Origin of the sequence: Erythrobacter sp. 3-20A1M, assembly GCF_018636735.1 — a bacterium.
Lineage (GTDB): Bacteria > Pseudomonadota > Alphaproteobacteria > Sphingomonadales > Sphingomonadaceae > Alteriqipengyuania.
In genome coordinates, this window is the sequence record NZ_CP045200.1 from 869,479 (window position 1) to 887,824 (window position 18,346).

The following is an 18,346-nucleotide window of genomic DNA, read 5'->3' on the forward strand; positions in this document are numbered from 1 at the left end:
GCGGAGGATGGAACGCCGACCGGGGGTCTTTGCAAAACTCGCGGCTCAGCATCCGAGCGGTCCATCGGAAGCGCCGGGCTCGTTCGCGTCGATCCGGCGCAACAGGCGCAGAAGCGCGCAAATGTCGGCCTTGCGCCGCAGCGCGGTCATCCGGCCGCGATGGATGACCGGCTGGACCAGACCGGTCTCGATCCGACGGATCAGCTGCGGAACTGTCACCTTCCGCCAATCGGTTCGCGGCGCGTGGCGGCGACCGGTTCCGGGCGGCGTCAGGACGCTGTCCCAGGCATGGGCGAAGCTTTCCGCTCCCTCCCGCGTCCGCAGCCGATAGGCGCTGTGACGGCTCATCCCCACGCGGTGCGCCGCCGCGCCGACCGAGCCGGTGAGATAGAGCTGCGCCAGAAATGCGCACTGCCGCTCGATACTCCACCCGTCGCGCCGCGCGCGCAGCGGCACGGGATGGAAGAACGGCGGCCTGCGGCGGCAGCGATGGGCGAGGCGCTTTGGCATCGCGCAGGGTAAGACAGGTTGAGCGCGTGTAGGAAAGCGGGTGCGAAACCGCCGTATCGGCCAAGCTGGATAAGGAACGCGACAGGGTCCTCAGCGCGTTCCGGCCGAGTCGTCCCAACCGCTCACCGCATGTCCGCCATGCACCATGCGCCGCGTATCGCGGGACGTGAGCGAAGCGGTGAACCCGGGCGTCGGGGCGCTAGCGTCATCGAGCCGCTTGAGCTGATCCGGGCTGAGGTCGAGTTCGGTGGCCGCGACATTGCTTTCAAGCTGCGACACCTTGCTCGCGCCGACCAGGGTCGAAGTGACGCCGGGCTGCGCCAACGTCCATGCGAGCGCAACCTGAGCAACCGGGCGTTCGATCTCCCGGGCAATGCTCTCGGCGGCGCTGAGGATTTTCCAGTTGCGATCCGTGAACTTGCTATCGCCGAACGGGTTGGCACCGCTCAGCCTTCCGGTGTCGGACGTGTCGTCGCGCTGATACTTGCCGGTTAGAAAGCCACCCGCCAGCGGGCTCCAGGGCATGATGCCCATGCCCCCGTCGCGCGCCGCCGGGAAATGTTCGGCTTCGACATCGCGCGCGACCAGAGAATATTCGAGCTGCATTGCGATCGGCCCCGGAACGCCCCGCTCCGCCGCAATCGTGGCGGCCTTGCTGCCGACCCATGCCGGCATGTCGGAGAAGCCGTAATACCGGATCTTGCCTGAGCGGACGAGGTCGCCGAGCGTCTGGACGATTTCCCCGATCGGGGTGACCCCGTCCCAGATATGCATCCAGTAAAGGTCGATGTAATCCGTCCCGAGGCGCTTCAGCGATCCTTCCAGGGCACGATGGATGTTCTTCGCACCCGCTCCACCCGCGTTCGGATTGCCCGCGCTCGATTGGTTCGCGGTGAGCGGACTGGCCGATCCGTTGAAGCCGAACTTGGTTGCGAGCACGATTTCGTCTCGCAGGCCTGCTTCTGCTATGAACTTGCCGACCAGTTGCTCGCTCTGGCCACCCGAATAGATGTCCGCCGTATCGACGAAATTGCCTCCGGCCTCGCGATACGCGTCGAAGATGGCACGAGAGGACGTTTCGTCCGCCCCCCATTCACCGAGTCCGAAGGTCATGGTGCCCAAGGCGAGCGGGCTGACGACGAGGCCGGAGCGACCGAGTGTACGGAAATCTGTCAAAGACATGGAAAAACCTTTATAATGATCGTTACAGAACTATCTGGGTCTCTGGTAGACCGATGTCAATGGATATTGTAGTGAACGATACGGAAGTAGCAGGCGATCGGGTTTCGGATGTTCGGCGCAAGAGCGGCCGACCGCTGTCGTTCGATCGCGACGCCGCCCTCGAAAAGGCTATGCTGGCATTCTGGCAGTATGGTTACGAAACGACCTCCATCAGCGACCTGACACGCACGATGGGAATAAGCGCACCGAGCCTCTACGCGGCTTTCCGGGATAAGAAGCACCTCTTCCTCGAGGCGGTCCGGCTCTACGCTGGCGACACGCAAGAGGTTCGCGCGGCGATCGATGCCGCACCCAGCGCCTATGAAGCGGCACTCTCGGTTCTGGCCAACTCGGTCGATACCTTCACCGGTGCGGACACGCCCCCCGGCTGTCTGCTAGCGAGTTCCACCGCCAGCGGATCCGCCGCATCGGCCGACGTTCGTGCCGCTGTCGCTCAGTATCGCGGCCAATTGCGTGACGCCCTCCAGACACGTGTCGAGCGCGACATTTCCGACGGTACATTGCCACGCGATACGGACGCCGCCGCTTTGGCAAATATGGTGGTCGCATTGATACAGGGGCTGTCCGTCATGGCCCGTGATGGTGCCGATCGCGCTTCGCTCACATGCGTCGTCAACGCCGCCATGAAAGCCTGGCCTACCCGTGAGGAAAGCTGACCGGACCGACTAAGGGCTTCATAGCCAGCGCCCCAATGCCCTCACGGCTCGGTATCAGGAACTTTCGCCGGGCCGATCCGCCGCCATATCGGCAGGGTCCTTCGCATACCCCAAGAGATCGCCCGGCTCGCAGTCCAGGGCGAAGCATAGCCGCGCCAGGGTCGAGAAACGTATGCCCCGCACCTTGCCCGAGCGGAACAGGGAGAGCTGGGTCTCGCTCAGCCCGACTGTCTCCGCCACCTCCTTGCCCAGCAGGCCGCGGTCCTTGAGAAGGCGGTCGAGCGTGATGGTGATCGGCATCAAAGGATACCCTCGATTTCCGCGCGGGCTACGGCGGCGTCACGCAGGGGTCGGGCCATCACGAACAGCAGGAGCCCCAAGCACCCCAGCGTGATCGAAGGGACGTCGAACCACGCCCACGCGCCCCAGCTGACGGTCAGCGCCTTCAGCAACAGGGGCTGCACGAAGACGAAGGCAATGCCCCCCAGGAACAGCCACAGGCCCAGGTTCTGCATCAGATTGCCGAGAGCAACCTCGATCCGCTGCCCCCTTTCGATCGAACGGAACGCCCGCTCCACCATCCAGATCGCCGCGACGTAACACAAGGAGGGTATCAGACCCACCGCCTGCCGGATCTGCGCATCCTGGCCAGCGTGGTCGCTGAACAATCCGGTGCTGTTCAGCGCCAGTCCGCTGATCGTGCAAACCAGAACTGCGATCGTGGCGAAGCGCGCGTTGCGGGCTGTGGTGAAGCGGTTCACTTTGTCCTCCTTCTAATTCAAGTCTGAGTTAAACCTTCCACACAATTTAAGCAAAAATTAAATTTGCCGTAGGGTCGTTGGCAGTTGCGTCGATCCAACGATGGAGGGTTGCGAGGTCGGATCCGGCGGCTCCGCTTCGGCAGAAAGAGCGCCCGAAGTTAGCGGTTGCCCCCACTCGGTGCTGCGGCGAAAGGGGTTACATGTCGCTGGGCAGGCTTTTCCGATACGACGCCAGGATCGCCGCGAATGCGACAAGGGCGATCCTCACACGATGGCGCGATGCGCTGACGATCGTGGTCGCGGCGGCGGTCGGGTTCGCCATCCTGCGCGGCTGGATCGGGTCTCGCCCACCGCAGGTCGCCTTCCGGATTGCGGCCGGTTCGGGTGCGCTCGCCGGCCTCCTAGTCGGAAGCACCATCGCGCGCCGATTGGCGTTCCACGCGTTCGACGGCCCCATGCCGTCCCGCGCGCTGATGCGGGGGGACGCGCTTCGCTACACGCTGGGCTGGCACGCGATCGCCGCCTTCGTCGCGCTCGCGGTCGCGCTCGTCATCCGCTCTGTGCTCATCGGCGGAGCGCTGGTGGGGTACGGCGCCGGTGCGGCGGGCGCATACGCGGTTGCGGCGCTCACGCCATTCGGCCCGGCGTACCGGACGGGCAACCTGCGCCGGTGGGTGCTGAACGAAGCGGGGCGTCCGCGCTTCGGCATGATCTGCGCCGCGCTGCTGACCGTTACGATGCTGGCCGCGAGCCGCCTCGTGTCCAACGACACCGTGGCCGGAATTGCTATCTGCGGATCGATCGCATGCATGCTTCCTATGACGGCGGTCGATGCCGAACTGGTACGGTTCCGCACGATCGTCGGCCATGGGTCGGGTGCCATCGTCGCCGATCGCTGCACGGCCATCGCATGGTTCGCAGGGATCGCCGTACCGGCCTGCCTGGCCCTGGTGGAGCCCGTCGTGGCCGGCATCGTTGCAGCGATCTGCGGGGGTTTCGCACTGGTGGCGACGATCCGGATCATGGCCTACCGCCTCTATCGCAGGAAGCAGGCCAACCTGCTGGTGTCCGTCATGCTGGGCGTGCTAGCCATCTCCGCCCTGTCGGTCCCGCCGCTCAGCCCGGCATTGGCGGCGGCGATGCTGTGGTATCTGCATCGCCGGGCGCGCCAGGCGTGTTGGTTGCTCACATGACCGCGGCGGTGGCGCTCAGCAATGCGGCGGTGAAGCGCGGCGGGGCGAGCGTCACGCACGAGATCGCGCTGTCCGTTTCGCCCGGCTCCTGGTTCGGCCTGATCGGCGCGAACGGCTCGGGCAAGACCAGCCTTTTGCGGGCGCTGGGCGGCCGGCTGCCCTTCGCAGGCGGATCGTGCCTGCTGGACGGACTCGAAGTGGCGGGCGACCGCGCGGGGCGTGCCCGCCATTTCGGCTTCGCCCCACCGCCGGACACGCTGCCCGACATGCTGCGGGTGCGCGAGGTCCTCGAGCTGGTGAGCGGGTCGGGGGAAGCGTATCGCGCGCGCCTCGAACCGTTGTGGCAGGCGCTGGGGCTCGACGGGTTGATGGAGCGGTGGATCGGCGAATGCTCGGCCGGAATGCGCCAGCGGGCGGCCATCGCGACCGCTTTTGCCGGGGAGCATGCCGCGGTGATCCTGGACGAGCCGTTCAACTGGCTGGACCCGGTCGCCGCTTTCGACCTGCGCCGGGCCTTGCGCGCGATGGTGGACGATGGACTGACCCTGATCACCGCGCTGCACGATCTGGGCACGCTGGCGGCCGCGTGCGACACCGGGCTGATGCTGGCGGACGGGCGGTGCGCGATGGAGCTCTCGCGCGAGATGCTGGCGGCGGCGCGGCGCGATCCGCTCGCGTTCGAGAGCGCGACGATCGATCGGCTGAGATCGCGAACCGCCGGGCGGTAGGGCTTCGCGCGGCTTTACTCCGCCGCCTCGCGCTCCTCGCCGGTGCCGTCCTCGATCGCGGCGGCATCCTCGTTGTTGTAGCGCGGGCTCGCCTCGACCTTGGGCACGTCCTCGATCTCACGCTTGCCGATCTCGATGCCCTTGTCTGCCAGCCGACGCCCGGCAGACAGGACGTTGCGTTCGAAGCTGCCGACGAACTTGTTGTAATTGTTGACCGCGGTTTCCAGCCCGCCGCCCACGCGCTTCATATGCTCGGCGGCGATGGCGAGCCGGTCGTAAAGCTCCGCGCCCGCCTTGCCGATCTCCATCGCCTCGTTAGCGATGGTGTCCTGCCGCCATACCTGCGCCACGGTGCGCGCGATTGCGACGAGGTTGGTCGGCGTCGCCAGCAGCACCTTGTTGCGGAAGGCGAAGTCCCACAGTTCCGGATCGTGTTCGAGCGCGGCGGCGACGAAATGCTCGCCCGGCACGAACATCACGACATAATCGGGCGTGTCGTCGAACTGGCTCTGATAGCTCTTGGAGCCGAGCGTCTGGACATGGCCGCGCATCGATTTGGCGTGCAGGCCCAGCTGCCGTGCCCGCTCCTCCTCGTCGTCGGCCTCGAACGCGGCCTGATAGGCGTTCAGCGACACCTTGGCATCGATCACCAGCCGCTTCTGCCCCGGCACGTTGACGATGGCGTCGGGTCGGAGCCGGCCCTCGTCCGTCGAGACCGAGTGTTCGAGGATGAAGTCGGTGTGTTCGGAGAGCCCGCATTGTTCCAGCACGTTCTGCAGCGCCCGCTCTCCCCAGCGGCCCCGGGCCTTGGGCGCGTTGGTGAGCGAATTGCCCAGCCGCTGCGCCTCGCGCCGGACATCCTCCTGCCCGCGCCGCATCTCGGTGATCTGCTCGTAGAGGCGCGAGAAGGCGTCGCCGCGCTTCTCCTCCAGCTCCGCGACCTGGCGTTCGTATTTCGCCAGCCGTTCGCCGACCGGTTGCAGCAGCGCGCGGATCTTCTCCTCGCTGGTCTTCTCCGAATGGCCGAAACGCTCGCTCGCCCGCTCCAGAAACCGCTCCTGCGCCGCGCCCAGCACCTTGGCCCCGGTGTTCTCGAACTCCTTGAGCAGGTTCGCACGGCTTTCTTCCAGCAGGCGCTTCTGTTCGTCGAACGCTGCACGCTCGGCCCGCAGGGTGGAGAGCTGCTCGCGCGCGTCGTCCAACTGGCGCTCCAGCCCGTCGACCCGCCCGGCCCGCTCGCGCGCGGCCTCCAGATCGGCAAAGGTGCGCAGATATTTCGCGTCGAGCTCCTTCGCCTCCGCATCGCGCGCCGCGTGGCGCGCGCGCCACTCCGCCGCGGGGCGCGAGCCGAAGAACCAGCCCGCCGCGCCCCCGATGCCGAGGCCGATGACGAGCGCGATGATGGTGATGAGGGTCGGGTCCATGAGAATGCTCCACCGTCAGCTGACGAGGACAAAATCCCCGCCAGCCTTCCGGTATAAGGTTTTTCTAGAGATAGAACTCCAGATCCCTCCTCGCCTCAGCTTCCGTCCGGAATCCCTGGCGGGCACGATCAATGATCGCACCTGACGGCAGACAGATAGCCCAAAAGAAGAGGGAATATTCCTCATACACAGAATAGAGCCGATTTTTCACGGCAACCTCCTGTGATGATTGGTGAAAGCCAATCTGGGAGGTTTTCGGATTCAAACGTACGAGTGCTTCAACATATAGACGCAGCGAGCAAGAGATCGATTACGATCCGTGTCAGGGTTCTTGGTGCCCTGTTCCGACTAGCGCCGTCAGCTTCGATTCGATGAAAGAGGCTTACTTACCACCCAACATGGCGTGTGCTTTTTTTACTCGATAGGCGCCTCCCTCTTGGAACAGAGATGGAACATGCCACAGTCGAACAATTATGCAAGCGGATCGGTCCGAATTCGATGTGGATTATGAGGACTACCACACAGAGAGCGGATGTCCCCTGTACTGGTGCCTATCCGCGGAACCAATCCCCGGTCCGGACCGCTCCCACCCACAGAAGGAGAAAAGCATGTCGATCAAGGAAATGATCTCTGAGCACCCGCAGGTGGGCGCGGATTACAACGAGCAGCTGGGCGAGGCGGTGAAGCACGCGCTGTACGGTGCGGCGATCATGAATTCCTGCGCCGACGCGTGTCTCGCCGAGGAGAACGCGGGCGAGCGGGCGCAGTGCATCCGCACATGCCTCGATGCCTCCGACGCCTGCACCGCATTCTATCGCATGGCGAGCCGCCGGACCGGCCGCAACGTGCCCGCGATCAAGGCGATCGGCGCGGCGACGGTGATCGCGTGCGAGCAGTGCCTCGCCGAATGTGAGAGCCATACGGACGCGCATTGCAAACGCTGCGCCCAGATGTGCCGCGAAGTGATCGAGGATGTGAAGAAGGCGGTGCAGGGGCTGGACTGAACGGCCCCGCCCGCCGGGCGCGGAAGGTTACGCCGCTGCCCGCATCTTGTTCAGCTTCTTGAGCGCCATGTTGCGCTTCAGCCGGCTAAGATGGTCGATGAACAGGATGCCTTCGAGGTGGTCCATCTCGTGCTGGATGCAGGTGGCGAGCAGGCCGTCGAGGTCTTCCTCGTACGTGGTGCCCTCGACATCCTGATAGCGCACGCGGCACGTCTTGGGCCGGTCGACGTCGGCGTAGATCTCGGGGACCGAGAGGCAGCCTTCCTGATAGGTCGACAGCTCTTCCGCCGGATCGAGGATTTCGGGGTTCACGAACACCCGCGGCTCGCGCTTGGTCGGCTGGTGCGTATGCTCGTGACCGCCGTGGTTGCACACCTCCGGCTCCGCATCCGGATCGTCGGGCTGGAGGTCGATCACCAGCACGCGCTTGGGCACCCCGACCTGGATCGCCGCGAGCCCGATGCCGGGCGCGTCGTACATGGTTTCGAACATGTCGGCGACCAGCTTCTTCAGCTCGTCATCGAACACGGTGACGGGGGTCGATACGGTCTTGAGCCGGGGGTCCGGCACTTCGAGGATTTCGCGGATAGCCATGGCGGGAATATAAGCTGCAATTGCAGTGAGTTCAACGCGCCGAGGCTTGCTGGCGCAGTTTTTGCCATACTTGCGGGAAGGTGTCGAAACCGTTCGATCCCAAGAAGTGCCCGCCGCGATCCAGCTCGATCAGATCTGCATCGAGCGACCTGGCAAGCGCGACCGACAGTTCAGGCGCGACAATCTCGTCGTCCTTCGCGGTGATGACCGCGCGGTGGGCGGTCATGTGCCGGATGGTGGAATGGTCGATTGGCTGCCAGTCCATAAATCTGTCCAGTTCCGGAATATTGCTAAGCCGTTGGTCAAAGCCGGAAACGAGGATCAATCCCCCGATGCGGGCATCCGGATACTCCTGCAAATAGCGCATGCTCGCCACGGTCCCCAGACTATGCGCGACGATAAAAGTGTTCTCATCGAGCGGACCGATCTCCATTCGCAGCGTGCGGACCCATAGCGCCGGATTTGGATCGTCGGAATCAGGCATACTCAGGATTTTCGCCGATCCGCCCTCGTGCCCGATCTCGTCCTTCAACCACGCAAACCAGTGATCGGTGGGTCCGGCCATGTAGCCATGGACGATATAGACCGTCTTGCCTTGCATCGATCGATCCTCCGAAGCGACCCTGCCGAGCGTGGAGGCCGCCAGCAGCGCCGCGAAAAAGATTAGAGACAGGTATTTCATCGCGTTACCCGCTAAGTTCGGTCGAGTGTCGGCTCAACCCAGGGGTCGCCGCGCGCGCAGGGCCTGGGCCAGCGTGCCCTCGTCGAGATAGTCGAGCTCACCGCCGACCGGCAGGCCGTGGGCCAGCTGGGTGATGCGGACCGGGTAGTCCTCCAGCCGCTCGGCGATGTAGTGTGCGGTCGTCTGCCCCTCCAGCGTGGCGTTCATGGCGAGGACGACCTCGTCCACGCCGCCTTCCTCCACCCGGCCGAGCAGGGTGTCGATCGCCAGATCCTCCGGCCGCACACCGTCCAATGCCGACAGCCGCCCGCCCAGCACGTGATAGCGCCCGGTGAACAGCTTCGCCCGATCGAGCGCCCACAAATCGGCGACATCTTCCACCACGCATAGCTGCTTCGCGTCGCGGCGGGGATCGGCGCAGATGCCGCACGGGTCCTGCGTGTCGACATTGCCGCAGATGTGGCACTCGACCAGCCGCCCCTGCACCTGCGTCAAAGCATCCAACAACGCGGGCAGCGCGCTCTCGCGTTTCTTGACCAGCCACAACACCGCGCGGCGCGCGCTGCGGGGGCCGAGCCCGGGCAGGCGCGCGAGGGCGGAGGCCAGCGTCTCGATTTCTTGCGATGCCATCCAGATTACCTAACCGCTCACCCTGAGCTTGTCGAAGGGCCGTACTTTCTTCTAGCGCCGCTCCCAAAGAAAAAGCGGTCCTTCGACAAGCTCAGAACGAGCGGGGGCCGGGAAAGGAAGCATGTCCATGCGCATCATCTTCATGGGAACGCCCGAATTCGCCGTGCCGACGCTGCGCGCGCTGCACAAGGCTGCGCACGAGATCGTGGCGGTCTATACCCAGCCGCCGCGCCGCGCCGGTCGGGGGAAGAAGGAACAGCCGAGCCCGGTGCAGCGCGCCGCCGAAGGGCTGGGGCTGGAGGTGCGCTGCCCGACCTCGCTAAAATCAGGCGAGGAGCAGGAGCGGTTCGCGGCGCTGGAGGCGGACGTGGCGGTGGTCGCGGCGTATGGCCTGATCCTGCCGCAGCCGATCCTCGACGCGCCCGCGCATGGCTGCCTGAATGTCCATGCCAGCATTCTGCCGCGCTGGCGCGGGGCGGCACCGATCCACCGCGCGGTGATGGCGGGCGATCCGGTGACCGGCGTCACGATCATGCAGATGGAGGCGGGGCTCGACACCGGGCCGATGCTGGCGACCGTGCGCGTGCCGATCGAACGCAAGACCACCGGCGAGCTGACGGCGGAACTGGCCGACAAGGGCGCGCAGCTGATGGTGGGAACCCTGCGCGAACTCGCCAACCACCGCCCGCTGGCGCAGAAGGACGCGGATGCGGTCTACGCGCCGAAGATCGACAAGTCCGAAGCGCGGATCGACTGGTCGGAAGATGCCGAGGCGATCGAGCGCAAGGTGCGCGGGCTGGCCCCGTTTCCCGGCGCTTGGTTCGAACTCGCCCCCGGATCGCAGTCCGGGGCAGGTGGCGAGCGGGTGAAACTGCTGCTGGCCGAAGTGGTCGAGGGTTCGGGGGAGCCCGGCGCGGTTCTGGACGACGAGCTCACCATCGCCTGCGGCACCGGCGCGATCCGGCCCTTGCGGCTACAACGCGCGGGCAAGCCGGCGATGGACCGCGCCGATTTCCTGCGCGGGCGCGCGGTGCCCGAGGGGACGGTGCTGGCGTGACCCGCTTCGCGCTTACGCTCGAATTCGACGGGACTCCCTTCGTCGGCCTGCAGCGGCAGGCGACGGGCGCGAGCGTGCAGCAATCGGTGGAGGAGGCAGCCGAGCGGATCACGGGCGAGGCGGTAACGCTCCACAGCGCGGGCCGCACCGATGCGGGCGTGCATGCGCTGGCGATGCGCAGCCATTGCGATATCGCAAAGGATCTGACGCCGTTCCGTCTGATGGAGGCGCTGAACGCGCATCTGCGCCCCGATCCGATCGCGGTGACCGCGTGCGAGGCGGTGGCGGACGACTGGCACGCCCGCTTCTCCTGCGTCGGGCGGCGCTATACCTATCGCATCCTCAACCGCCGCGCCCCACCCACGCTGACGCGCGATAGGGTGTGGCACGTCGCGCGCGATCTGGATGCGGGCGCGATGCACCGCGCGGCGCAGGCGCTGGTCGGACGGCACGATTTCACCACCTTTCGCTCGGTCCAGTGCCAGGCGCGCGACCCAGTGAAGACGCTCGACCGGCTCGATGTCGAGCGCGAGGGCGACGAGGTGCTGATCCACGCCGCCGCGCGCAGCTTCCTTCACCACCAGGTGCGCTCGATGGTCGGTTGCCTGGCGCTGGTCGGTCTCGGTCGGTGGAGCGAGGATCGCGTCGGCGAGTCGCTCGCGGCGCGCGAACGGCAGGCGCTCGGCCTCAACGCCCCGCCGCACGGGCTGTATTTCGTGGAGGCGGTGTACCCCGTTTAGTCTTCGTCGAGATCGCGGGCCACGCGCGGATCGTTGAGCAGCTTCTCGATCCGGTCGGCTTCCTCGAAGCTCTCGTCAGGGCGGAAGCGCAGCCTGGGCGCGAATTTCAGGCCGAGCCGGCTGGCCACTTCGCGCTGGAGATAGGCGGTGTTCTGCCGCAGCGCGGTGACGATATCGTCCTCCTCGATCCCCAGCAGCGGCTTCACGTAGGCCGTCGCCTGCTTCAGGTCGGGCGTCATCCTGACTTCGGTCACCGCTATGTTCGCGGCGCTGACGGTCTCGTCGTGCACCTCCTGCCGCGCGAGCAGTTCGGAGAGGATGTGCCGCACCCGCTCGCCCACCTTGAGGACGCGGATCGAGTGCTGTTCGGGAGTGAATTGCTGGCGTGCCATGCCCCCGATCTAGGCGCTTTGCCCGCGAATTTACAGGGGCGCGCATTCGGGCGCGTCGGCGACATTCCGCGACCATTCGCGACGCAACTCCCACGCGTTTCGGGGCATTGATGGATCGTCAACCAGACCAGGAGACGACCGATGAAGAAAACCCTGATCCCTCTCGTGGCGGCGCTCTCGCTCGCCGTTCCCGGCATGGCGCAAGCGCGCGACCATTACCGCGACAGGGGCCATCACCGCACCGAAGTGACCCGCGTGGTGGTAAAGAACGATCGCGGCAACCATTACGGTCAGTCCCGCTACGTCGCCCGGCGGCACTGGCAGCGCGGCCAGCGCTTCGACCGGCGCTACGCCCCGAACTATCGGGTGGTAAACTACCGCGACTATCGCGGCCTGCGCGCTCCGCCGCGCGGATACCAATATGTCCGCTCGGGCAACGACGTCCTGCTGGTGGGCATCACCAGCGGCATAATCGGCGCGGTTATCGGCGGCCTGATCCGCTAGGCCGGGCCGTAAACGAAGAAGGGCGGCCCCTCGCTACCAGGGCCCGCCCTTTTTTGCGTATCTCAGCCGGTCATTTTGTCGAGGATGCGTTGCAACGAGCCGACATTGCGTGCGGTGTTGCGCAGCCCGAGTGGGCGCATCTTCTGGTGAAGTTTGGAATCGCCCACCCCGCCCCGATAATCGACGAAGAAGGCGCGGTCTCCGACTGCGACCCGCTCAGGCCCGTCGTACGCAGCGAAGGAAGCCTCGAAGGCCGGCCGGTCGAGCGGTCCGGGCACGAAATGCGTGTGGACGAACCGATCTTCGTTCTCGCCGACAAACGGATTGTCGTCGATCGCGGCGCGCAGTTCGTTGGCCGTTCGCACCACCACCAGGCTTTCGATCCCGAAGTCGTTCTTCACGACTTCGGCAATCCGCGCCGCGAGTTCCGCGTCGGTGGCGGGTGCGTGGTCGAATAGCACATTGCCGCTGGCGATCACGGTCGCAACATTCGCAAACCCACGATTGGCCAGCGCCGCCCTCAGCTCGGCCATCTTCAGCTGGTTTCCACCAACATTGATCGAACCGAGCAGGGCGGCGTAGCGGGTCACGCGGTTACAGCGTCCGTTCGCGCTCCGTCACCTCGAACACCTCGAGCTGGTCGCCCGCCTTGATGTCGTTGGTATCGGCCAGCACGACGCCGCATTCGAGCCCGGCGCGGACTTCGTCGACATCGTCCTTGAACCGGCGCAGGCTGGCGATGGTCGTGGCCGAGACGATGACGTCCTCGCGCGTGAGGCGTGCGTGCAGCCCCTTGCGGATGACGCCTTCCTCGACCAGCAGGCCGGCCGCCTTGTCGCGCTTGCCCGAACGGAACACTTCCTTGACCGCGGCACGGCCGACGACGGTCTCGACCCGTTCCGGACCAAGCTCGCCGATCATCTCCTTCGCGATCTCCTCGGTCAGGTGGTAGATGACGTCGTAATACATCATCCGCACCTTCTCGCGCTCGACCAGCTGGCGCGCCTTCGCATTGGGGCGCACGTTGAAGCCGATGATCGGCGCGTTGGACGCCGCGGCAAGGCCGACATCGCTTTCGGTGATGGCACCCACACCCGCATGGAGCACGCGGACCTTGATGTCGTCGTTCGAAAGGTTGTGCAGCGCCGAGACGATCGCCTCGACCGAACCCTGCACGTCCGCCTTCACCAGCACGGGGAATTCGATCACGTTGTTCTGGAGGTTGTTGAACATCGTGTCGAAGCTGGTCGGAGCCAGCGCGGTCCGCTTCTCGGTCGCGCGTTCCTGGCGATATTCCGCGACTTCGCGGGCGCGCTGCTCGTTCTCGACCACGGTCAGGTTGTCGCCCGCCATCGGCACGCCGCCCAGGCCCAGGACCTCGACCGGCATGGAGGGGCCGGCTTCCTTGATCTGCTTGCCCTGGTCATCGACGATCGCGCGCACCTTGCCGCTCTGCGTGCCGACGACAAAGGTGTCGCCGCGCTTCAGCGTGCCGCGCGTGATCAGCACGGTGGCGACCGGGCCGCGGCCCTTGTCCAGCTGCGCCTCGATCACGGTCGCTTCCGCATCGCGGTCGGGCCGCGCCTTCAGCTCCATCAGTTCGGCCTGCAGCGCGATCTTTTCCAGCAGATCGTCGAGCCCGGTCTTGTTCTTGGCCGAGACTTCCACGTCCTGCACGTCGCCCGACATCTCTTCCACGATCACCTCGTGTTCGAGCAGGCGCTCGCGGATCCGCTGCGGGTTCGCCTCTTCCTTGTCGACCTTGTTGATCGCCACGATCATCGGGACGCCCGCGGCCTTCGTGTGATTGATGGCCTCGATCGTCTGCGGCATGATCCCGTCATCTGCCGCGACCACCAGCACCACGATATCGGTGACGTTGGCACCGCGCTGGCGCATTTCGGTAAAGGCGGCGTGGCCCGGCGTGTCGAGGAAGGTGACGGTGTCGCCGCCCTTCGTCTTTACCTGATAGCTGCCGATATGCTGCGTGATGCCGCCCGCTTCGCCGCGGGTGACGTTGGTGCCGCGCAGCGCGTCCAGCAGGCTGGTCTTGCCGTGATCGACATGGCCCATGATGGTGACCACCGGCGGGCGCGGACGGAGGGTTTCCTCCGGATCGGTATCCTCGCTGGTATTGATGTCCACATCGCTGGCGGACACGCGCTGCACATTGTGGCCGAACTGATCGACCAGCAGTTCCGCGGTGTCCTGGTCGATCGTCTGGTTGACGGTGACCATCATGCCGAGATTGAACAGCTCCTTTACCAGGTCGGCGCCCTTTTCCGCCATGCGGTTGGCGAGCTCCTGCACCGTGATCGCCTCGGGCACGATAACGTCGCGCACCTGCTTCTCGCGCGGGCGGCTGGGCCCGCCATGGGTCCGGCGTTCCTTCTCCCGCGCACGCTTCAGCGCGGCGAGGCTGCGCGCGCGGCGCCCCTCGTCCTCGTTCAGCGCCTTGTTGACGGTCAGTTTGCCGGAGCGCCGCTTGTCGGGACGCTCGACCTTCTCTTCCTTGGGCTTCTTGCGTTCCGGCTTCTTGGGCTCGGGCCGCGCGACAGGGGTGAACCGGCGGGGAGCGGGCCGGTCCGAACCGCTTGGCGCATCTCCCTCTGGCTTTGCCTCCGCTTCGCCGGCCTCGGGGGCGGCGTCGGCCTGCGCCTCACGCTCCGCGGCGAGCTGCTCGGCAGCCTCGGCCTCGGCCTGGCGCTGCTTGTCGGCCTCTTCCTCGGCCTTGCGGTTCTGCTCGGCACGACGGCGCTCGTCCTCGGCCGCTTCCTTGGCCTCGGCATCTTCGCGGCGGCGGGCTTCCTCGGCCTGGCGCAGGCGATCTTCCTCCGCCTCGCGCTGCAGGCGCGCGACCCGCTCCTGCGGAGTCTCGTCGCTGGGCGCGGGCCTCTTTTCGGCGCGGGCTGCTTCGCCTCTACCGGAGCGGGGGCGGGCGCGGGCGCGGGAGTCGGGGCGGGCGCGGGCGCCGGTTCGGGCGTCGGAGCAGGCGCGGCGGCGGGCTCCTCGCCCGGTTTCACCAGCTTGCGCCGACGCTTCACCTCGACCGCGACCTTGTTGGTGCGGCCGTGGCTGAAGGTCTGCTTGACCTCGCCCGCGTCCACCGCTCGCTTGAGGCCGAGCGGTTTGCGGGTGCGGGTCTTGTTGTCGTCGTCGCTCATATACCTACCGTATTTCCTTCAAATCCAAATCGTCCAGAACCCGTTGTCCGGGCCCCACCGGCATCGTTCGCCGGTTAGCCGGTGCCCGGCGCGGGCGCTCCGCTGAAATGCAACAGGCGCTGGAGGGCCAGATCGACCCGCTCCGCCGCCGCAGCGTCGGCCAGCGCCAAGTGGACGACATTCGCGCGGCCCAATGCCACAGACAGGGCCTCGCGGTCCAGTGGCAGGCGCGTGCCGGTCAGGCCGGAGCCTTCCGCGTCCTGCCCCACGCGCCACGCCTGGTCGAGCTTTCGCGCCCCGTCCTCGCTCGCGTCGGCGGCATGAAGCAACAGCTCCACCGCACCGCCGCGGGCATGCTCCGCAATCCGGTCCGAGCCCAAGATAAGATGTCCGCCGCGCATTTCGAGCCCCAACCGGTCGAGCAACAGACGAATCAGCCCGCTTTCGATCCGGTCGGGCAGATCGTCGGGCACGCTCAAGGGGGCACCCTTGAACGCGCGAGCCAGCGCGCCGCGCAGGCGGCCCTTCTCCATCGCCTGCACCAGCTCGGCGCGGGTCACGCCGATCCAGGCACCCCGCCCCGGCGCGCGCGCCAGCAGATCGGGCAGCACGTCGCCGTCCGGCGAGACGGCGAGCCGGATCAGCGCGGAACGCGAACCGTGCTCCCCGCTCAGGATACAGCGCCGCTCCGGCGCGGACTTCGCAGTCCGCGTCGCAGGGGCTTCAGCAATGTCGGACGTCAGGCGCTCATTGGGTGGAGTCCGCATCGGCGGCCTCCTGCGTGTCGGCGGATGCGGCATCCTCGGTCTCGGCGGGAGCCGCGCCTTCCTCATCCTCGAACCAGTGTGCGCGGGCGGCCATGATGATCTCGTTGCCCTGCTCTTCGGACAGGCCGAATTCGCCCAGCACGCCGCCCTTGTCCTGCTCGCGCTGCGGGCGGCGCTGCGGCGGCCCGCTTTCGGTGCCGGGTGCCGGAGCCCGGCGACGCGGCGCTTCGCGCTTCTTCTGGATCAGTTCGTCGGTGGCGAGATCGGCCAGATCGTCCAGCGTCTTGATCCCCGCCTTGCCGAGCACGACCAGCATCGCTTCGTTGAGGTGCGGCAGCTCGGCGAGGTCGTCCTCCACGCCCAGTTCGCGGCGGGCCTCGCGATGCGTGGCCTCCTGCCGCTCCAGCGCCTCGGTCGCACGGCTCTGCAGCTCTTCGGCCAGCTCCTCGTCGAACCCTTCGATGCTGGCGAGTTCGGCCAGCTCGACATAGGCCACTTCCTCCAGCTCGGCGAAGCCTTCGGCGACCAGCAGCTGCGACAGAGTTTCATCGACGTCGAGCTCTTCCTCGAACATTTTGGAGCGCTCGGCGAATTCCTTGCTCCGCTTCTCGCTCGCCTCTTCCTCGGTCATGATGTCGATCTGGTGACCGGTCAACTGGCTGGCGAGCCGCACGTTCTGGCCGCGGCGGCCGATTGCCAGGCTGAGCTGATCGTCGGGCACGACGACCTCGATCCGGCCCTCGTCCTCGTCCAGCACCACGCGGGCAACAGTGGCGGGCTGGAGCGCGTTGACGATGAAGGTCGCCTGGTCCTCGCTCCACGGAATGATGTCGATCTTCTCGCCCTGCAGTTCCTGCACGACGGCCTGCACGCGGCTGCCCTTCATGCCGACGCAGGCGCCGACGGGATCGATGCTGGAATCATGGCTGATGACGCCGATCTTCGCGCGGCTGCCCGGATCGCGGGCGGCGGCCTTGATCTCGATGATGCCGTCGTAGATCTCGGGCACTTCCTGCGCGAACAGCTTGCGCATGAAATCGGGCGCGGCGCGGGTCAGGAAGATCTGCTGGCCGCGATTGTTGCGTTCCACCTTGCTGATCAGCGCGCGCACGCGCTCGCCCACGCGGGCGGCTTCGCGCGGGATCTGCTGATCGCGGCGGATGACGCCCTCGGCCCGGCCCAGATTGACGATCACATGGCCGAATTCGACCGACTTGATGACGCCGGTGATGATCTCGCCCGCGCGGTCCTTAAATTCCTCGTACTGGCGCTCGCGCTCCGCATCGCGGACCTTCTGGAAAATCACCTGCTTGGCGCTCTGCGCGTCGATACGGCCGAGATCGACCGGCGGCAGCGGATCGACGATGAAGTCGCCCACGCTGGCATCGTCCTTCAGCTTCTTCGCCGCCTTCAGGTCGATCTGCTTGAAGTAGTCCTCGACCTCTTCGACCACTTCGACGACGCGCCAGAGGCGCAGGTCGCCGGTCTGCGGATCGAGCTTGGCACGAATGTCGTTCTCGGCGCCGTAGCGGTTGCGCGCGCTCTTCTGGATCGCCTCTTCCATCGCCTCGATGACGATCGCCTTGTCGATCATCTTTTCGGACGCGACCGAGTTCGCGATCGCGAGCAGCTCGGCCTTGTTGGCGGAAATTGCAGTGGCCATCAGTCGTCAGCCTTTTCTTCTTCGTCTTCAAAAACTTCCTCGGCACCGGCGGTGTCGAGCGGTGGGGTCGCGGCGATCAGCGCGTCCGTCAGGACCAGCTTCGCCGAATGGATATCGTCGAACGGCAGGGTCGCGGGGCCGTGCTTCGCATCGTCCAGCATCACCACGCCGTCATCGATCCCGGTCAGCACGCCCTTGAACGCGCGCCGCCCTTTGTCGTCGCCCGACCAGCCCTTGGTCATGACGATGCGCGCCTCGTGCCCGGCCCAGGCGGTGAAATCCCTCGGCCGGGTCAGCGGGCGGTCGATGCCCGGGCTGGACACCTCGAGGTGATAGGCCCCCTCGATCAGCGTCTCGCCGTTCTCCTCGGCCGTGTCGATCGCATCGGAAATGCGGCGGCTGAGCGCGGCGCATTGGTCGATGATCAGCTGCCCGGTCGCCGGGTCTTCCGCCATCACCTGCAGAGCCTGCCCGCCATCGCCCGCTTCGGACGGCATCATCTTCACGCGCACGAGTTCGAAGCCGAGCGCTTTCGCTTCGGGTTCGATGATTGCGTTCAGGCGTGCCAGGTCGGCCAAGCGGTTCTCCAAATGATACGCGACGGATGCGACAACGGGGTTTGGTGCCGGCCCCTT

20 protein-coding genes and 1 pseudogene are annotated in these 18,346 nt (G+C 66.2%); 7 read left to right on the forward strand and 14 right to left on the reverse strand.

Translation table 11 applies throughout. The annotated features are described in order from the left end of the window. Window positions 1-45: 45 nt before the first annotated feature. The gene (locus tag F7D01_RS04235; protein WP_215228986.1) at window positions 46-510 is read right to left on the reverse strand and encodes a hypothetical protein; all 465 of its coding nucleotides are present in this window, start codon (window positions 508-510) and stop codon (window positions 46-48) included. Between the two features lie 90 nt (window positions 511-600). Next, window positions 601-1,692, reverse strand: coding sequence for an aldo/keto reductase (locus F7D01_RS04240; RefSeq protein ID WP_215228987.1), 1,092 nt, complete (start codon window positions 1,690-1,692; stop codon window positions 601-603). Between F7D01_RS04240 and F7D01_RS04245 the strand changes: the two genes are divergently transcribed. After that, window positions 1,668-2,408 (forward strand): TetR/AcrR family transcriptional regulator, encoded by a 741-nt coding sequence (locus tag F7D01_RS04245; RefSeq protein ID WP_251567058.1) that lies wholly within the window; start codon window positions 1,668-1,670, stop codon window positions 2,406-2,408. The genes F7D01_RS04240 and F7D01_RS04245 overlap by 25 nt on opposite strands. A 54-nt stretch (window positions 2,409-2,462) precedes the next feature. Here the strand turns inward: F7D01_RS04245 and F7D01_RS04250 are convergent, their stop codons facing one another. Continuing rightward, window positions 2,463-2,708 (reverse strand): helix-turn-helix transcriptional regulator, encoded by a 246-nt coding sequence (locus tag F7D01_RS04250; RefSeq protein ID WP_215228988.1) that lies wholly within the window; start codon window positions 2,706-2,708, stop codon window positions 2,463-2,465. Beyond that, window positions 2,708-3,169, reverse strand: a complete 462-nt coding sequence (locus F7D01_RS04255) for a hypothetical protein (protein WP_215228989.1) — start codon at window positions 3,167-3,169, stop codon at window positions 2,708-2,710. The genes F7D01_RS04250 and F7D01_RS04255 overlap by 1 nt, the downstream gene beginning before the upstream one ends. 200 nt (window positions 3,170-3,369) lie before the next feature. Between F7D01_RS04255 and F7D01_RS04260 the strand changes: the two genes are divergently transcribed. Beyond that, window positions 3,370-4,362 (forward strand): hypothetical protein, encoded by a 993-nt coding sequence (locus F7D01_RS04260; protein WP_215228990.1) that lies wholly within the window; start codon window positions 3,370-3,372, stop codon window positions 4,360-4,362. After that, window positions 4,359-5,090 carry an ATP-binding cassette domain-containing protein gene (locus tag F7D01_RS04265; RefSeq protein ID WP_215228991.1) on the forward strand — a complete coding sequence of 244 codons (732 nt, stop codon included), beginning with the start codon at window positions 4,359-4,361 and terminating at the stop codon, window positions 5,088-5,090. The genes F7D01_RS04260 and F7D01_RS04265 overlap by 4 nt, the downstream gene beginning before the upstream one ends. 14 nt (window positions 5,091-5,104) lie before the next feature. On the opposite strand, the gene F7D01_RS04270 is transcribed toward F7D01_RS04265, so the two are convergent. Further along, window positions 5,105-6,514, reverse strand: coding sequence for a DNA recombination protein RmuC (locus F7D01_RS04270; RefSeq protein ID WP_215228992.1), 1,410 nt, complete (start codon window positions 6,512-6,514; stop codon window positions 5,105-5,107). A gap of 608 nt (window positions 6,515-7,122) precedes the next feature. On the opposite strand from F7D01_RS04270, the gene F7D01_RS04275 reads away from it, so the two are divergent. Further along, window positions 7,123-7,518, forward strand: a complete 396-nt coding sequence (locus F7D01_RS04275) for a four-helix bundle copper-binding protein (protein ID WP_215228993.1) — start codon at window positions 7,123-7,125, stop codon at window positions 7,516-7,518. A gap of 27 nt (window positions 7,519-7,545) precedes the next feature. On the opposite strand, the gene def is transcribed toward F7D01_RS04275, so the two are convergent. The 3 genes from def to recR are packed head-to-tail and all read right to left on the reverse strand — an operon-like array spanning window position 7,546 to window position 9,424. Continuing rightward, window positions 7,546-8,112 carry a peptide deformylase gene (gene def / locus F7D01_RS04280; protein ID WP_215228994.1) on the reverse strand — a complete coding sequence of 189 codons (567 nt, stop codon included), beginning with the start codon at window positions 8,110-8,112 and terminating at the stop codon, window positions 7,546-7,548. Between the two features lie 31 nt (window positions 8,113-8,143). Then, window positions 8,144-8,794 carry an alpha/beta hydrolase gene (locus F7D01_RS04285; RefSeq protein ID WP_215228995.1) on the reverse strand — a complete coding sequence of 217 codons (651 nt, stop codon included), beginning with the start codon at window positions 8,792-8,794 and terminating at the stop codon, window positions 8,144-8,146. A gap of 33 nt (window positions 8,795-8,827) precedes the next feature. After that, complete coding sequence (gene recR, locus F7D01_RS04290) at window positions 8,828-9,424, reverse strand: recombination mediator RecR (protein ID WP_215228996.1); 597 nt, start codon at window positions 9,422-9,424, stop codon at window positions 8,828-8,830. Window positions 9,425-9,551: 127 nt separating this feature from the next. Between recR and fmt the strand changes: the two genes are divergently transcribed. After that, window positions 9,552-10,481: a methionyl-tRNA formyltransferase gene (gene fmt, locus F7D01_RS04295; RefSeq protein WP_215228997.1), complete on the forward strand. Its 930-nt coding sequence runs from the start codon at window positions 9,552-9,554 to the stop codon at window positions 10,479-10,481. Then, entirely contained in the window at window positions 10,478-11,221 is a 744-nt protein-coding gene (truA, locus tag F7D01_RS04300; protein WP_215228998.1) for a tRNA pseudouridine(38-40) synthase TruA, read from the forward strand. Before fmt ends, truA begins: the two co-directional genes overlap by 4 nt. Here the strand turns inward: truA and rbfA are convergent. Further along, window positions 11,218-11,613 carry a 30S ribosome-binding factor RbfA gene (gene rbfA / locus F7D01_RS04305; RefSeq protein WP_215228999.1) on the reverse strand — a complete coding sequence of 132 codons (396 nt, stop codon included), beginning with the start codon at window positions 11,611-11,613 and terminating at the stop codon, window positions 11,218-11,220. The genes truA and rbfA overlap by 4 nt on opposite strands. Window positions 11,614-11,754: 141 nt before the next feature. Here rbfA and F7D01_RS04310 point away from each other — a divergent pair, with 141 nt between their 5' ends. After that, entirely contained in the window at window positions 11,755-12,117 is a 363-nt protein-coding gene (locus tag F7D01_RS04310) for an RcnB family protein (RefSeq protein WP_215229000.1), read from the forward strand. 62 nt (window positions 12,118-12,179) lie between these two features. Here F7D01_RS04310 and F7D01_RS04315 read toward each other — a convergent pair whose 3' ends face one another. The 5 genes and pseudogenes from F7D01_RS04315 to rimP all read right to left on the reverse strand — a co-directional run bounded on the left by F7D01_RS04315 (window position 12,180) and on the right by rimP (window position 18,289). Continuing rightward, entirely contained in the window at window positions 12,180-12,707 is a 528-nt protein-coding gene (locus tag F7D01_RS04315) for a DUF1697 domain-containing protein (protein WP_215229001.1), read from the reverse strand. A 4-nt stretch (window positions 12,708-12,711) separates the two neighbouring features. Further along, window positions 12,712-15,281 (reverse strand): annotated as a pseudogene (gene infB, locus F7D01_RS04320) (translation initiation factor IF-2). Between the two features lie 74 nt (window positions 15,282-15,355). Next, window positions 15,356-16,048, reverse strand: a complete 693-nt coding sequence (locus tag F7D01_RS04325; protein ID WP_215229002.1) for a DUF448 domain-containing protein — start codon at window positions 16,046-16,048, stop codon at window positions 15,356-15,358. Continuing rightward, entirely contained in the window at window positions 16,029-17,711 is a 1,683-nt protein-coding gene (gene nusA / locus F7D01_RS04330; RefSeq protein ID WP_215229003.1) for a transcription termination factor NusA, read from the reverse strand. The genes F7D01_RS04325 and nusA overlap by 20 nt, the downstream gene beginning before the upstream one ends. Then, the gene (rimP, locus tag F7D01_RS04335; protein WP_215229004.1) at window positions 17,711-18,289 is read right to left on the reverse strand and encodes a ribosome maturation protein RimP; all 579 of its coding nucleotides are present in this window, start codon (window positions 18,287-18,289) and stop codon (window positions 17,711-17,713) included. Before rimP ends, nusA begins: the two co-directional genes overlap by 1 nt. Between the last annotated feature and the right edge of the window lie 57 nt (window positions 18,290-18,346).

What these genes read in the sequence shown, in the direction of transcription:
- F7D01_RS04235 (WP_215228986.1), bottom strand. Translation starts at nt 510, where the DNA reads ATGCCAAAGCGCCTCGCCCATCGCTGCCGCCGCAGGCCGCCGTTCTTC.
- F7D01_RS04240 (WP_215228987.1), bottom strand. Translation starts at nt 1,692, where the DNA reads ATGTCTTTGACAGATTTCCGTACACTCGGTCGCTCCGGCCTCGTCGTC.
- F7D01_RS04250 (WP_215228988.1), bottom strand. Translation starts at nt 2,708, where the DNA reads ATGCCGATCACCATCACGCTCGACCGCCTTCTCAAGGACCGCGGCCTG.
- F7D01_RS04260 (WP_215228990.1), top strand. Translation starts at nt 3,370, where the DNA reads ATGTCGCTGGGCAGGCTTTTCCGATACGACGCCAGGATCGCCGCGAAT.
- F7D01_RS04265 (WP_215228991.1), top strand. Translation starts at nt 4,359, where the DNA reads ATGACCGCGGCGGTGGCGCTCAGCAATGCGGCGGTGAAGCGCGGCGGG.
- F7D01_RS04270 (WP_215228992.1), bottom strand. Translation starts at nt 6,514, where the DNA reads ATGGACCCGACCCTCATCACCATCATCGCGCTCGTCATCGGCCTCGGC.
- F7D01_RS04275 (WP_215228993.1), top strand. Translation starts at nt 7,123, where the DNA reads ATGTCGATCAAGGAAATGATCTCTGAGCACCCGCAGGTGGGCGCGGAT.
- def (WP_215228994.1), bottom strand. Translation starts at nt 8,112, where the DNA reads ATGGCTATCCGCGAAATCCTCGAAGTGCCGGACCCCCGGCTCAAGACC.
- F7D01_RS04285 (WP_215228995.1), bottom strand. Translation starts at nt 8,794, where the DNA reads ATGAAATACCTGTCTCTAATCTTTTTCGCGGCGCTGCTGGCGGCCTCC.
- recR (WP_215228996.1), bottom strand. Translation starts at nt 9,424, where the DNA reads ATGGCATCGCAAGAAATCGAGACGCTGGCCTCCGCCCTCGCGCGCCTG.
- fmt (WP_215228997.1), top strand. Translation starts at nt 9,552, where the DNA reads ATGCGCATCATCTTCATGGGAACGCCCGAATTCGCCGTGCCGACGCTG.
- rbfA (WP_215228999.1), bottom strand. Translation starts at nt 11,613, where the DNA reads ATGGCACGCCAGCAATTCACTCCCGAACAGCACTCGATCCGCGTCCTC.
- F7D01_RS04310 (WP_215229000.1), top strand. Translation starts at nt 11,755, where the DNA reads ATGAAGAAAACCCTGATCCCTCTCGTGGCGGCGCTCTCGCTCGCCGTT.
- F7D01_RS04325 (WP_215229002.1), bottom strand. Translation starts at nt 16,048, where the DNA reads ATGCGGACTCCACCCAATGAGCGCCTGACGTCCGACATTGCTGAAGCC.
- nusA (WP_215229003.1), bottom strand. Translation starts at nt 17,711, where the DNA reads ATGGCCACTGCAATTTCCGCCAACAAGGCCGAGCTGCTCGCGATCGCG.